13 protein-coding genes and 1 riboswitch are annotated in these 14735 nt (G+C 32.9%); of the genes, 1 reads left to right on the top strand and 12 read right to left on the bottom strand.

What is annotated here, in order from left to right; genetic code table 11:
• Positions 1 to 112: 112 nt before the first annotated feature.
• The 4 genes from QLQ94_RS07640 to QLQ94_RS07625 all read right to left on the bottom strand — a co-directional run bounded on the left by QLQ94_RS07640 (position 113) and on the right by QLQ94_RS07625 (position 4289).
• A complete protein-coding gene (locus QLQ94_RS07640) occupies positions 113 to 1357 on the bottom strand; it encodes a sulfate adenylyltransferase subunit 1 (protein ID WP_427402147.1) in 1245 nt (414 codons plus the stop codon).
• 147 nt (positions 1358 to 1504) lie between these two features.
• On the bottom strand, positions 1505 to 2410 hold the full coding sequence (cysD, locus tag QLQ94_RS07635) for a sulfate adenylyltransferase subunit CysD (RefSeq protein ID WP_072954699.1): 906 nt from the start codon (positions 2408 to 2410) through the stop codon (positions 1505 to 1507).
• Positions 2411 to 2644: 234 nt separating this feature from the next.
• Positions 2645 to 3355 carry a phosphoadenylyl-sulfate reductase gene (locus tag QLQ94_RS07630; protein WP_482499453.1) on the bottom strand — a complete coding sequence of 237 codons (711 nt, stop codon included), beginning with the start codon at positions 3353 to 3355 and terminating at the stop codon, positions 2645 to 2647.
• 19 nt (positions 3356 to 3374) lie between these two features.
• A complete protein-coding gene (locus QLQ94_RS07625; RefSeq protein ID WP_427402145.1) occupies positions 3375 to 4289 on the bottom strand; it encodes a sulfite exporter TauE/SafE family protein in 915 nt (304 codons plus the stop codon).
• A 314-nt stretch (positions 4290 to 4603) separates the two neighbouring features.
• Between QLQ94_RS07625 and QLQ94_RS07620 the strand changes: the two genes are divergently transcribed.
• Complete coding sequence (locus QLQ94_RS07620) at positions 4604 to 5386, top strand: sulfite exporter TauE/SafE family protein (protein ID WP_482499452.1); 783 nt, start codon at positions 4604 to 4606, stop codon at positions 5384 to 5386.
• A 342-nt stretch (positions 5387 to 5728) separates the two neighbouring features.
• On the opposite strand, the gene QLQ94_RS07615 is transcribed toward QLQ94_RS07620, so the two are convergent.
• From QLQ94_RS07615 to QLQ94_RS07580, 8 genes are all read right to left on the bottom strand, one after another.
• Positions 5729 to 6139, bottom strand: coding sequence for an RrF2 family transcriptional regulator (locus tag QLQ94_RS07615; protein WP_271337874.1), 411 nt, complete (start codon positions 6137 to 6139; stop codon positions 5729 to 5731).
• Between the two features lie 244 nt (positions 6140 to 6383).
• On the bottom strand, positions 6384 to 7556 hold the full coding sequence (locus tag QLQ94_RS07610) for a trans-sulfuration enzyme family protein (protein ID WP_271337873.1): 1173 nt from the start codon (positions 7554 to 7556) through the stop codon (positions 6384 to 6386).
• Between the two features lie 177 nt (positions 7557 to 7733).
• The gene (locus tag QLQ94_RS07605; protein WP_427402143.1) at positions 7734 to 8159 is read right to left on the bottom strand and encodes an OsmC family protein; all 426 of its coding nucleotides are present in this window, start codon (positions 8157 to 8159) and stop codon (positions 7734 to 7736) included.
• Positions 8160 to 8177: 18 nt separating this feature from the next.
• Positions 8178 to 8735, bottom strand: coding sequence for a hypothetical protein (locus QLQ94_RS07600; RefSeq protein WP_427402142.1), 558 nt, complete (start codon positions 8733 to 8735; stop codon positions 8178 to 8180).
• A gap of 245 nt (positions 8736 to 8980) precedes the next feature.
• Complete coding sequence (gene thrA / locus QLQ94_RS07595; RefSeq protein ID WP_482499450.1) at positions 8981 to 11395, bottom strand: bifunctional aspartate kinase/homoserine dehydrogenase I; 2415 nt, start codon at positions 11393 to 11395, stop codon at positions 8981 to 8983.
• Between the two features lies 1 nt (position 11396).
• Positions 11397 to 12380, bottom strand: coding sequence for an alpha/beta fold hydrolase (locus QLQ94_RS07590; RefSeq protein ID WP_482499449.1), 984 nt, complete (start codon positions 12378 to 12380; stop codon positions 11397 to 11399).
• A gap of 78 nt (positions 12381 to 12458) precedes the next feature.
• Positions 12459 to 12567: riboswitch (SAM riboswitch) on the bottom strand.
• A gap of 188 nt (positions 12568 to 12755) precedes the next feature.
• Positions 12756 to 12959, bottom strand: coding sequence for a hypothetical protein (locus QLQ94_RS07585; RefSeq protein ID WP_271337863.1), 204 nt, complete (start codon positions 12957 to 12959; stop codon positions 12756 to 12758).
• Between the two features lie 611 nt (positions 12960 to 13570).
• Positions 13571 to 14659 (bottom strand): homoserine dehydrogenase family protein, encoded by a 1089-nt coding sequence (locus QLQ94_RS07580; protein WP_271337861.1) that lies wholly within the window; start codon positions 14657 to 14659, stop codon positions 13571 to 13573.
• Between the last annotated feature and the right edge of the window lie 76 nt (positions 14660 to 14735).

The raw sequence follows: 14735 nt of genomic DNA, 5'->3' as shown, positions 1-14735 counted from the left end.
TTTGGCTTTAGGCTTTTTTTTAGCTTTAAGCTTTAGGCTATGCCATAAGCTTTTTTAAATAACTCGTTATACATTTTCGCTTAAAGCTTACAGCCTAAAGCTTATAGCAGGTTTACCTAATAAATCCTACTCCTGCTGTGGTATTTGTTGCTGTATCAATTAAGATAAAAGCTCCGTTTGATTTATTATCGTTATAGGCATCAAAATATAAAGGCTTGCTTAATTTAATGCTTACTTCTCCAATCTCATTTATAGCTAATTGTGATGCTTCTGTTGTTCCTGAATAATCAGTTGAGATGGTATTTTTGATACTTTCTACTTTTGCCAAAACTGAGTTTGTGTTGTGTTGTACAATATATTTTGTACCGGCAACCAGTTTTTTGCTATCCATCCAGCAAACTGTTGTAGTTATTTCTTTTTCAATTTTTGGAAGTTCTGATGATTTTACAATCATATCACCTCTTGTTACATTGATATCGTTTTCTAATTCGATAGTAATCGAAGAACCTGCAACGGCTTCATCAAATGTTTTATCGAAAAAGTGAATTTTTGCTACTTTAGATTCAGTTAAAGAAGGCAAAACTGTTACAGCATCCCCAACTTTAATAGAGTTTCCGTATAATTTTCCTGCGTAACCTCTAAAATCATGGTATTCTTCTGTCTTTGGACGAATAACAGTCTGAACCGGAAAACGCGCTTTTCCTGTTTCAAAAACATCCGCAGAGTCTAATCCTTCTAAATGCTCTAAAACGGTTTGACCAGTATACCAAGGCATATCTTTCGATTGTTCCACTACGTTTCCACCGTTGATAGCACTTAACGGAATGTAACTTACGTTTTGCTCTTTGAAAGTACTTTTAGCATTTAATGCCTGAAAATCTGCTTTGATTTTATTGTAAACTTCTTCAGAATAATCAACTAAATCCATTTTGTTAATCGCTACAATTACCTCTTTTACTCTTAATAAATTATTGATAAAAAAGTGACGATATGTTTGCTCAATTACACCTTTTCTTGCGTCAATTAAAATAATAGAAACCTGAGAAGTCGATGCTCCTGTAACCATGTTTCTGGTATATTCTACGTGTCCCGGAGTATCTGCAATAATGTAACTTTTCTTTGCAGTCGAAAAATAAATGTGTGCAACATCAATCGTAATTCCTTGTTCTCTTTCTGCCACCAATCCGTCAGTTGCCAAAGAGAAATCAAGATAATCGTAACCTTTTTGTTTACTGCTTTTTTCGATTGCCTCTATTTTATCAGTCGTCAATGATTTTGTGTCATACAATAATCTCCCGATCAAAGTACTCTTTCCGTCATCTACACTTCCTGCTGTTGCTATTTTTAAAACTTCCATTCTATTATTTTGTTTCAGGTTTAAAATTTTTATTTCCGGTTTCAAGTTTAAAGTTGATTCCCTTTGAACTAAAATTTAAAGCTGTATGTTTTTTTGTTTCTGATTTTCACTTTCTGAATTGCATTCATAATTAATAATTTACAATTATTAAAAATATCCTTGTTGTTTTCTTTTTTCCATTGCGGCTTCAGAACGTTTGTCATCAATTCTGGCTCCTCTTTCAGAAATAGTTGACTCTCTGATTTCTCCAACAACTTCTTTAATTGTTGCAGCATACGAATCAACCGCCGCTGTACAAGTCATATCTCCAACGGTTCTGAAGCGAACAATTCTTTCTTCGATTTGCTCGTCTTCTTCCTGATACACAAAAGGAGAATGTGACCAGATTAAACCGTCTCTCAAAAAAACTTTTCTTTTATGTGAAAAATAAATAGATGGAATCTCAATGTGTTCTTTTTCGATATAACTCCAAACATCTAATTCTGTCCAGTTTGAAATTGGAAACACACGAACGTTTTGTCCATTTTCTATTTTTCCATTCAAAATATCAAATAACTCAGGACGTTGGTTTTTTTCATCCCATTGACCGAAATCATCACGAACTGAAAAAATGCGTTCCTTTGCTCTTGCTTTTTCTTCATCACGACGTGCACCACCAATACAAGCATCAAACTTAAATTCTTCGATAGCATCTAAAAGTGTGATCGTTTGCAAGCTGTTTCTACTAGAATATTTTCCGGTTTCTTCAACTACTTTTCCTTCGTCAATAGCATCCTGAACATTACGAACAATTAATTCCAATCCTAATTCCTCAACCAATTTATCTCTAAAAGCAATTGTTTCAGGAAAATTGTGTCCTGTATCAACATGCAAAAGAGGAAACGGAATCTTAGCAGGAAAAAATGCTTTTTGTGCCAAACGCACTAATGTTATAGAATCTTTTCCTCCAGAAAAAAGTAAAACAGGCTTGTCAAATTGTGAAATTACTTCTCTGAAAATGTATATCGCTTCACTCTCTAAAGCGTTTGTTTTTAATACTGAACTTGAACTCATTTGATATTTTGTTTAATGCTTGATAGTTTTTAGTTTCAGATCGTTGTGAGTTTAATCTAAAACTTATTACCTATCGTTATTCTGTGTTTTTTGTTTTTATTTATTCAACGGATTAAAATCTTCATTTTCCATCAGGTTAAAACCCGACGCTACAATATGAACCGTTCCTCCAGAACTCAAAATCTATATTCTTTATTCTATTCTCTTGTCTCTTGATTCTATCCTCTCACTCCTCTACTCTTTCTTCGCACTATGCAAACCACATTCTTTATGGCTTGATTCCCACCACCATCTTCCGGCTCTGATATCTTCGCCAGGAAAAATTGCTCTTGTACATGGAGCACAACCTATACTTACGAAGCCTTGTTTGTGTAAGGCGTTTTGAGGAACATTATTTTCTGACAGATACGTTTCAACTTCTTCTAAACTCCATTTTAATAATGGGTTGAATTTGATGATTTCGAAACCTCCGTCGTATTCAAACAATTGCAAATCATTTCTATTTTCAGATTGCTCGGCTCTTAATCCGGTAATCCAAACTGAGTTTCCTGCTAAAGCTTTCCTTAACGGAACTACTTTACGGATGAAACAACATTCTTTTCTGTTTTCAACCGAATCATAAAAGCTGTTTGGTCCTTTTTGTTTCAATAAGTTTTCTACAGAAGCTGCTTCAGGAAAGTAAACCTCTATTTGTTTTTTGTATTTTTTTAATGTCTTGTGAAAAACATCATAAGTCTCCTGAAATAATCTTCCTGTATCTAATGTAAAAATGGTAATATCAGTATTACTTTTTGCAATAAAATCAGTAATTACCTGATCTTCCTGACCAAAAGAAGTCGAAAAAATTACTTTTCCGGGATATTCATTTGCTAAAAAAACCAAGGTCTCATCCAGCGAAAAATCTTTTGTTCTATCTAATAATGATTGTATACTCGTCGCACTCATAATCTCTTTCTTTCCTTTTCTAAAAAATATTTACAATAATTTTAGATAATGTTTTCAAACTTAATAATATAATTAATATTCCAACTGCCACCATCATTGGCTTTCTTTTAATTTTGTTTACAAGATAAGCTCCAATTGGTGCTGCAATTACGCCTCCTAAAATCAAACCTATAATTACTTGCCAGCCGTGAATTCCTCCAAAAAGCATGAAAGTAATTCCACTTGCAAATGAAATAGCAAACTCAGCAGCATTTACAGAACCTATAGTATATCTTGGGTTTCTTCCGCGTCCTAATAATGTAGACGTTACGATTGGTCCCCATCCGCCACCACCAACAGCATCCATAAAACCTCCAAATGTGGCAAGAATTCCTAATTTCTTTGTTTTCTTTTTAACAATCGTTTTTGCCAATGCTTTTTTAATTATAATAACTGCCAAAACAATCATATAAATAGCAATAAAAGGCTTTATAACATCTCCACTAATAACATCAGACAATAAATATGCTCCCGTAATCGAACCTAAAACTCCTGGAATCAACAAATGCTTCACTAGCTTTTTATTGATATTTCCAAATTTATGATGCGAAATAGCCGATGCTCCGGTAGTAAACATTTCTGCAACGTGAACTCCTGTACTACTTATAACCGGAGGAACTCCATAAGCCAATAAAAATGAGGTAGAAGTCGCTCCATATCCCATTCCTAAAGTACCATCAACTAGTTGAGCAAAAAGACCAATAGCAAAAAAGACTAAAAATTCCTGATCAAAGCCTTCAATAAATGCATTCCAGGAAAATTCAGCATGATGATTGTACATCAATGTAAGTAATAAACCTGTCAATAAAACAACAGGTATTACAACCCATAATTTCTCATTTATTGCGGCATAAGCCTTTACTCCAACACTATTTATTTTTAATTCTTTTTCCATCTTAATGGCTTGGTTTTTAGCCCAGAAAACTATTGCCCTATCGGCTTAATAGATTACTATGCAAAATTAGTACTTATTTCTAAATATCAAAACATTATTCTATTTTTTTACAACTCTAATCCTCTTTTGATCAAGCAACTACCAATTTCGAAGAATATAACAAATTGGCTTCATAAGTTAAAAACCGTATCAGACTGTATTCCAACAAGATAAAAACATTAAAGATATTCTTTTGCAAATATAGTATTTTAAAGTCTACCAAATCCATAGGATTATTATAAAATTGTTCTTATTTTTACAGTAAATATTTTTTCATGGATTTTCAGATAGGTCTTGTAATTGCTGGTTTAGTTGTAGGTTTCGTAGTTGGGCTAACAGGTGTTGGCGGTGGTTCTTTAATGACTCCAATTTTGTTATGGTTTGGTATTCCTCCAACGACAGCAGTTGGCACCGATTTATTATATGCAGCTTTCACCAAAATGGGTGGTGTATTTGTACACCATAAAAAGGGCAATATTAATTGGACAATTACCGGATGGTTGACTTTAGGAAGTGTTCCTGCAGCTTTATTGACTTTATGGATATTGCATAGCATTAAAACAGATATCTCTACAATAAATGCTGTAATAAAATACAGTTTAGGCTGGGCACTGCTTTTTACCTCTATTGCCATTTTATTTAAAAAGAAATTATTAGTATACTCTCAAAAACATGCCGGTGACAGATTTCATACTGAAAGTCATACTCAAAATATGTTAACAATTGGAATTGGGGTATTATTGGGAACAACCGTTACTTTGACTTCTATTGGTGCCGGAGCTTTAGGAACCGTTACTTTATTTTTCCTTTACCCTCTTTTACCAACACCTCGCTTGGTAGGAACTGAAATTGCTCATGCCGTTCCCTTAACTCTTGTTGCCGGAATTGGGCATGCCTCAATGGGGAATTTAGATTTGGCTTTACTAGGTCAGCTATTATTAGGCTCGCTACCCGGAATTTTTATAGGAAGTATGTTAAGCGGAAAAGTACCAGATGCATTCCTTAGAAATGCTATTGCAATAATGCTTTTTCTAGCAGGATATAAATTGATTTTTTAATTTATCCACCATATAAGTAACATAAGTTCATTTAATAAAACTTACATTCCTTAATTAAAGCAACACTTATATTGCCTTACATGGCTTAGAGGCAACACAAAAACCTGTGGAGAAATACAAAAGATTTTGTTTTGTAAATAATTTTACCGCAAAGCACGCTAAGATTTTATCTAATAGTAGGTGCAAAAAACACAAAGTTCGCAAAGCTTTGTGTCGATCAAGCTTTGCGAACTTTGTTTTTCTATTTGTAAAGTAAAATTAAATCTTAGCGTGCTTTGCGGTAAAAATTCATCCCTAATTTATACTCAATTGATCCATAACTTATATGTTTTAAAATTCTCTTTAAAATGCGATATCTGCCAGAGAGTTACTTTCTAATATTTTAAGTGTATTATCACGTACTTCCATCATCAAACGTCTTGCTGCACAAGTAGTTTCATCATCGCAATCATCGCATCTTTCATAAAAATTATGACTTGCGCAAGGCAGTAAAGCAATAGGACCTTCCAGAATACGATATACTTTGGCCATGCTGATCTCTTTTGGATCTTTTATCAGGTAATAACCTCCGCCTTTTCCTTTTTTAGCACCAAGGAAACCCGAATTTCTAAGAAGCAATAATATACTTTCTAAAAATTTTATCGAAATATGTTCGCTTTTCGCAATTTCAGCAATTTGTACAGGATCATTATTTTCACGTCTGGCTAAGTAAGTTAAAGCTTTAATTCCGTATTTTGTTTTCTTTGAAAGCACTTATATATATTTTAGATTTTAGATTGTTGTTTTTTTTAGATTTCTTCAAAAAACAACAGCTAAATATTTTTCTGCAACAAAAATAAGCTTTTTGAATGAGAAAAATAACACAATGAAAAACTAAGTTCTACTAAATTAGTATAGTTTAATAAATTACAACTAAAAAGCGATTTTTAACGGTAAATAATTTACAGTCAAAAATCGCCATTTACATTATAATCTAAACTCTTAAATATAAAATTACTTAAGAAAGCGCCTGATCTAAATCTGCAATAATATCTTTTACGGTTTCCAGACCTACAGAAACTCGTACTAATCCTTCTGTAATTCCAACAGCAAGTTTTTCTTCAACAGATAATTTGCTGTGTGTTGTTGATGCCGGGTGTGTTACAATCGTTTTTACGTCTCCAATATTTGCCGAAAGCGAACATAATTTAATCTTATCCAAAAATTTTCTTCCTGCTTCGATTCCGCCTTTAATTTCAATTGCAATTATGTTACCGCCTAAAAGCATTTGTTTTTTGGCAATTTCATACTTTGGATGCGATTTTAAAAACGGATATTTTACGCTTTCTACATTAGGATGATTTTCTAAAAACTCAGCTACTTTTAAAGCATTTTCGCAATGCTTGTCAACACGAACTGCCAAAGTCTCTAAACTTTTTGACAAAACCCATGCATTAAACGGTGACATTGCCGGTCCTGTATTTCTTGAAAACAAATATATTTTACGAATCAATTCCGCTTCTCCAACTGCAACTCCTCCTAAAACACGACCTTGTCCGTCTATTAATTTTGTTGCTGAGTGAATTACTAAATGCGCACCATATTTAATAGGCTGCTGAATATATGGTGTTGCAAAACAGTTGTCAATTATTAAAATCAAATTGTGTTTTTTTGCAATTTGACCCAACAATTCTAAATCAACTACATCTACACCCGGATTTGTAGGTGTTTCAGCGTATAAAATTTTAGTGTTTGGTTTAATAAAACTCTCTATTGTTTCCGGTTTATTAATATCAAAATAAGAGGTTTCAATTTTCCATTTTGGAAAATAAGTCATAAACAACGCATGCGTCGACCCAAAAACACTTCCTGCAGAAACTATGTGATCGCCTGATTCAAGCAAAGCTGCAAAAGTCGAATATATTGCTGCCATTCCGGTTGCAAAAGCATAACCTGCTTCAGCACCTTCCATGGCGCAAACCTTATCTACAAACTCGGTTGTATTTGGGTTGCTAAATCGTGAATAGATATTACGTACTTTTTCTTCAGTGAAAGATGCTCTCATATCCTCTGCATCATCAAACACAAAACTTGATGATAAATATAAGGGAGTAGAATGTTCCTGAAATTGCGTTTTTTCTAAATGTGTTCTTATGGCTAAAGTTTCAAAGCCAAATTCTTCTTCGTTCATTTTTTTTTGTTTTAACACGAATTGCACTGATTAGCACTAATTCGTCACTTATTTTTAATTTCACAAAGACTCGCAAAAGAAACACAGAGACTCACTAAGGAATTTGATGCGAATATTTATTACGTGATAGATAGTCTAAAAAATTATCTAATTTTCTAATTGACCTATTTTCTAATTCTATAATTCTTCGTTGTTTAATACAACTTTGTATTTGATCATCGCTGTTGGCTCAACCGTTTTGGCTACTGAACAATATTTCTCAAAAGAAAGCTGTGCCGCTTTTTTTGCTTTTTCAGGATTGATATCGCCTTCTAAATAAAAAACCACATTGATTTCTTTAAATGGTGTTGCTTCTCCAACTTTTACGCGTTCTCCTTCTACCTCAGCATTAAAAGAACTTATTTCCTGACGTTGTTTCTTTAATATCGAAATCATATCAATAGCGCTGCAACCTGCAACTCCCATTAATACCAATTCCATCGGACTTGCCCCTAAATCGCTTCCGCCAAATTCGGTTCTGCTATCAACATCAACTACATGACCACGCTCATTTTTGAGTTTAAAATGAAACGCGTCGTTTACTCTGTTTAAGGTTACTTTCATGTTTTTTGTTTTCCTAAGTTATTTGTCTTTTTTATCTAATTTACTCCAATATTCTAAAACCTGTTTTTTAGATTCCGAGTCTAAAGAATTGAAATTATCCGAGAATTTATCTGTCCTAAAATCATCAGAAACACTAGATTCTATAGTATAAAATTGATCTTTTTGCGAAAATATCAAATGAACTGATTGCTCTTTGAAATCAGCATCATATAGTCCGTAAATAAAAAGAGCATCGATACTTTTATCTTTATTATAATCCCCAAAAGCTTTTCTGCTTCCCCAAGCCGAAATAATTCCGTTATGATTTACCTCAAGAATAGATTTTACAATCCATTTATTGTTCATTTTTGTAAACCGCTGAAAATACATTTTATCCGGATTAGCGTTTTTTTCAATTTTAGAAAAAATAAATACGTTGTCCTCGTTTCCTGGAGAGCTTACTTCATCTATCTGAATCGCCCTGACTCCTTTATAAGGAAAAACATCTTGCGTATAACTGTCTTTATTTCTAATAACATTAGAAACCTGAGCCGTTAGAATATTTGAGAACAATAGTAAAATCAGTATTTTTTTCATTCGTATCTTATAGCTTTAATTTAGAATCTTCATTTTCTGTTTAAAGTAACTTTCCTTTTTTGTTTTTGTTCAATTAAATTATCACAATCGATTGTTGATAAAGACGGAGACTTTTGTTTGTAGAGCTTAGTGTGTGATTTGCTTCGCCTGTTCGCTATCGCTCGAGTCTCCTTCGTCGAAATGACAAACAATACAGATTATACTCGCTGCAATCTAAAATCTACACTCCATAATCCAAAATCCTCTTATCCTTTATCTGATAATCTCAAAATATCTCCAAAAACTCCTCTTGCCGTTACTGCAGAACCTGCACCGGCTCCCTGAATTACGATAGGTCTGTCTCCGTAAGATTCTGTATAAATTTCGAAGAAAGAATCAGATCCCTTCAATCCGCCTAAAGCTGTATCAGAAGGTACAGAAACTAATTTTACTTCCAGAATTCCTTTGTCATTTTGCAAATCTCCGGACAATTCGCCAATGTATCTTAATACGTGATTTGGCTTTTGATCTGCTTTTATTTTATCGTAAATCGGATCGAATTCTTTTAGCTTGGTTAAGAAATCGGATACATTTCCTTCACGTAAATGTTCCGGAATTAAATTCTGAATTGATATTTCTTCAAACTCATTTTGCAGATCTAATTCTCTTGCCAAAATCAATAATTTTCTTCCTACATCATTTCCACATAAATCCTCACGCGGGTCTGGTTCTGTATATCCGTTATCAATTGCTTCTTTTAGAATTTCGCTAAACGGAGCATCTTTTGCAGAGAAATTATTGAATAAATAACTTAATGTTCCTGAGAAAACTCCTTTTATTTTTGTGATATTTTCACCCGAAAGGTGTAATAATTTTATGGTATCAATTAATGGTAATCCTGCACCAACATTGGTTTCGTACAAATAATTCTTCTGATTTTCTGCTAAAGATTTTCTCAGTTCTTTATAAAAACCATAGCTTAATGTATTGGCAACTTTGTTAGATGAAATCAAGTCGAAACTACTCTCAATCAGCGAAATATAATTCTCAACAAAAGTCGCGCTTGCGGTGTTGTCAATCGCAATTAAATTTTCTAAATGATGTTGATTCGCGTAAGCAATTACGTCATTGATGGTATATTCAAGGCCCTCTTGCTGGATGTCATTTTTCCAGTTTGATGTTACGCCATTTTTGTTTAAAAGTATTTTTTTAGAATTGGCAATTGCGAAAACATTCAGTTTAATGTCTTTCCGTTTTTCGATTGCTGCAGCCGATTCTAAAATTTGATTGATTAAAGTTCCTCCCACTAATCCGTGACCAAAAATAGCAATGTTGATTTTCTTGGAAACTCCAAAAATTTCTCCGTGAATTACGTTTAATGCTTTGTTAAGTTCCGATTTTTTAACCACCAAACTCACGTTTTTACCCGTAACGGTGTTATTAAACAAAATTGGAACTATTTTATTTTTGATTAATGCTGTATATGGTTTGTGGAAAGTGCTCAAATCCTGACCAATAATCGAAATTACCGAAACATTATCTGTTACCGTAATCTGATTTACATCTTTAGAATAAAAGTCGTTTTCGAACTCTTTTTCTAATTCGATCATGGCTGTTGTAGCTTTATCTGTAGCGACAACCAACCCGATTCCTCTTTCTGAAGAACCTTGCGAAATGATACTTACACTGATATTGTGATCTCCCATTACTTTAAAAATTCTGGCATCAACACCTGATTTTCCAAGTAATCCGCGTCCTTCAAGATTTACCAATGATAAATTCTCTAAAACCGAAAGGGTTTTGATTCCTTCTTTAGCCGAATCTGAAGTGATTAAAGTTCCGCGATTTTCGTGATTGAATGTATTTAAAATACGAAGCGGAATATTTTTTTCTAATAGTGGAATTATCGTTTTAGCGTGCAGAATTGTCGCGCCAAAATTAGCCAATTCGTTTGCTTCATTAAAAGACAAAAATTCGATCTTTTTAGCATCGGCAACTAAATCTGGATTTGCTGTGTAAATTCCGTCAACGTGGGTAAAGTTTTGAAGCTCTTCGGCATTTAAGTAATTGGCGATTAAAGATGCTGTATAATTACTGCCGTTTCTACCTAAAGTTGTAGTATCGTTATTATTGTTTGAACCAATAAAACCGGTTACAATATTTACAGTTTTACCGTTGTGTTCTTTGAAATAGTTGACAACATTTTTCTTAGAAAGCTGTTCTAACGGTTGTGCATCTCCAAATTTCGAATCCGTTTTTAATAATAATCTTGAATCAACAAAATTTGCCGGAATTCCTTTTTCTATTAAAATTGCGGTCAATAATTTAGCCGAAAGCAATTCTCCTTTTGACAAAATCTGATCTTTGATTTTATTGCTGTAATCTCCAATTAAGCTTACGCCTTCAAAAAGTTTTTCTAAAATATTAAATTCTTCAGAAAAATCTACCTGAGGATAATCTGAAATCTGATAGGTTTTGAAATTTTCAAATAATGGTTTGTAATTACCATTTTTAGCGGCAAGCTTCAAAATATAATCTAACTCATCGGTAGCTTTTCCTCGGGCCGAAACGACAACTGCAATTTGTTCTCCTTGATTTACTTTATCAGAAATGATTGAAACTACTTTATTAAGTCCTTCTCCGTTTGATAACGATTTACCTCCAAATTTTAATATTTTCATTTTATTTTTCTATTGTTTCTGCCTTAAAAATATCGGCAAGTAAATGATCTAATTGTTTGTACTCGATTAAAAAAGCGTCATGTCCGTGTACCGAATCTATTTCGCTGTAAAAGACATTGTTTTTGAACTTTTTTAATTCATTATAAGTTTCGCGATTTTCTTTTGGTGTAAAAAACAAATCTGAGTTGATTCCTATAATATGAATCGCTGCATTTGTTCTGGACAATAAAGTCTCGAAATCTTGACTATGTCTGGTAATATCTATGGTTTTAAGCAATTGGTTCATCAGTTTATATGATGCCAATTGATATCTCTTTTGTAATTTTTGTCCGTGATGCGCCAACCAGCTTTCGATATTAAAAATGAGCTGCTCGTTGTTGATTGTACGTTGAAATTTTTCTTTGAATGATTCAGGAGAGCGATAACACAACATGGCATGGATTCTGGCATCTTCTATAGGTTTTGAAGAATTGTTGAGTATTTGCTCTTGTAAGTAACAATTAGCGATCATCCAGTCTGTCGATTTCCAGTCTGTTGCAATTGGAATCAAGTTTTGAGTAATGTTGGGTTCTAATGCAAGAATTTCCCAGGCAATTCCTCCACCAACAGAACCGCCAATAATTGTGTGTAATTGTGCGATATCTAAGGATTCTAATCCTTTTATAAAAATTCGGGCAATATCTCTTGTCGTGAAGTCCTGATAGTTTTCTACTATAAACGAATCGTTTCCGTTTCCGGGAACGTCGAATGCCAATATGGTATATCTCTGGGTATCGATTGTTTTTTCGTCGCCAATCAGGTCATTCCACCAGCCATTTTTACCTGTAACCTCAGAATTTCCGGTCAATGCATGATTGACCAAAACTATAGGCGCGCTATACAATGGCAAACCAGAAAGGGTAAAGCTTAATGGTAATGAATGATATGATGCACCACTTTCTGTGATGAAATCGTGAATTATGATGGGACTTGGTATATTTTCCAATTTCAAATCTTTTTATTATTGATTTGTATGTGGAAATATTAGAAAGAAAGTACTAGAGTGAAACTAGAAAAATTCTTGTTGTTATCTTTCCACGTTTGGGCGTGGTAGAATGCAGCACCTTCTTCGAATTAACGAAGGGTTGCTAAGGATTCATCGGGTCTAATCCCTCGTCCTTTCTTTATAACATTTCAATACGTTTTTGAACTTAAAGGTGCAAATTAACTACTAATTTCTTAAACAAACAAATTTTATCGAAACTGATTCTGCAATTTCTTAAAGATAATTCAAACACAAACTCTTGTACGCAAAAAATTACCGAACTATCAGCCCAGTAAATTTAAGCAGGTATTCCCCTATTTTATGATACTTTTTGATTTAGATAAAAAGTGTTTCATTTTCTTTTGAATACATCAAAAACAATAATGAGTTTGGCTCTTTTTTCTCCGCTGTTTTATCTGCCTCAGTAATTCCGAATCTCGGGTGTACTAATTCATTTGTTGGCGGTGGCGGATTGTTTCTTTTTGCTCTTAAGTTTTTCAATGTAGAAAAAGTCTTTGTTAAGTAGTTTAATGTGCTCATGATATTTAAGTTTACGTTAGTTTATGTTTTATAATCTTTATTATTTGTTTAATTTTTTGTTATGGCAACCAAATGGAATAAAAAAACCCTTTTGGATTTGAATACCAAAAGGGTTTAAGTTTTTTACAACTTATATATACTTTTAGTATCAACAGACGCATACACAAATACGTGCGACGTTAAACATCTTGTTCATCTGTAGGGATTTATTCATCTGTGATTTACTTGCTATTTGAAAAAATTCTTGCATTTTTTTATTTTATTTAACTTCTCGAAACTATTGACTGTTTTTACTTTTATCCTTGTTTTTTTTTAATTAAATAAGAAATAAAGTCATTCAACATTTGTTCCAATCGACATAACAATTCTTCAGAATTGAAAATTTACTTTTGGTAGTTTTGAGGTATTACAAATGTGCGAATATTTTTTCAATTACGCAAGTGAGGATCAGCAAATTAATCTTAAAAAACGTTAAAAATTACCTTTTTAACGTTAAAAAACATCTTACAAATTTAAGATTTAAAAAAATTAACGTAAAAACCTACAAAAAAATATCTAATAATTTTCCTGTTTCATTATATCAAAGAACAACTAACTACTATTAAAACCACTTACGACCAAACTGCTTCTTTATTTTTAATTTTTTCTGCTACTTTCAAAATGTCAGTTATTATCCCTCTTGAAATAGCTTGTTTACATGCCGAAGCGCTTTGAATTGCTATTGGAACATCTGCGTATGATTGTGTGTAAATTTCGAAAATGGTATCTGATCCTTTTAACTGACCAATTGCTGATGTAACCGGTTCTGAAACCAATTTGACTTCCAGCGTGTTTTTCTCGACATCAAATTCTCCCACATATCTTAATACGTGATTGTCTTTTTGGGTTATTTTTGCAATTTTAAATGATTTGTCGATTGCATCTTTGTTCAGTATTCCGTTTTTCTCCAGATGTTCTTCTGTAATAAGAGAGTTGATTTTAATATCCGAAAGATCAAAATCCTTTCCTATTTCCCTGGTCAGAATCAATAGTTTTCTTGCTGTATCATTTCCGGATAAATCTTCCTTAAAAGTAGAACGCATTAATCCGAGTAAACTGGCATCTTTTAGAAGTGACGAAAAAGTAGCTTCTTCATTTGCAAATCTATTAAATACGTAACTTAGATTATCAGAGAAAACACCTCGTATTTTGGTGATTTTCTCTCCGGAATAATACAAATCTCTTAAGGTTTGCAAAACCGGAAATCCTGTATCTACTGATGTCTCGTACAAAAACTCTTTGTCGTATTTTTTAAGATTTACCCTAATTTCTTTATATAAATCAATAGGTAATGTATTGGCTTTTTTATTTACCGCTACAATATTAAATCCGTTTTCGATCAGGGTATTATAATGATGAATTAGCTCGTCGCTTGCCGTTGCATCAACTGCAATTAGATTTTCAAATTCATTTTCTTTGGCAAATTCAATAATATCCTGCACTTTAAACGGAACTGCCAATTCTAAAAAATTGGTTTCCCAAGCATATCCTACGCCTTCTTTCTCGAAAAAAGCTACTGTTGAATTTGTGATTATCGGAAAATGAAAGTCGACATTTTTACTTTCAAGAAAAAACTCCTGACTTTCGATGATTTGATTGATCAAAGTACTTCCGATATTTCCAATTCCAAAAAGGATGATATTTATTTTAAGCTTTGACATAATTTTTAATTTATTGGGGGGTTAATTAAACCATATAAGTGATATAAGTTCATTTTAATTATCAACGTATAATCGT

The sequence above is a fragment of the Flavobacterium sp. B114r genome, from assembly GCF_056824125.1.
This window is presented reverse-complemented; position numbering and strand designations above follow the sequence as displayed.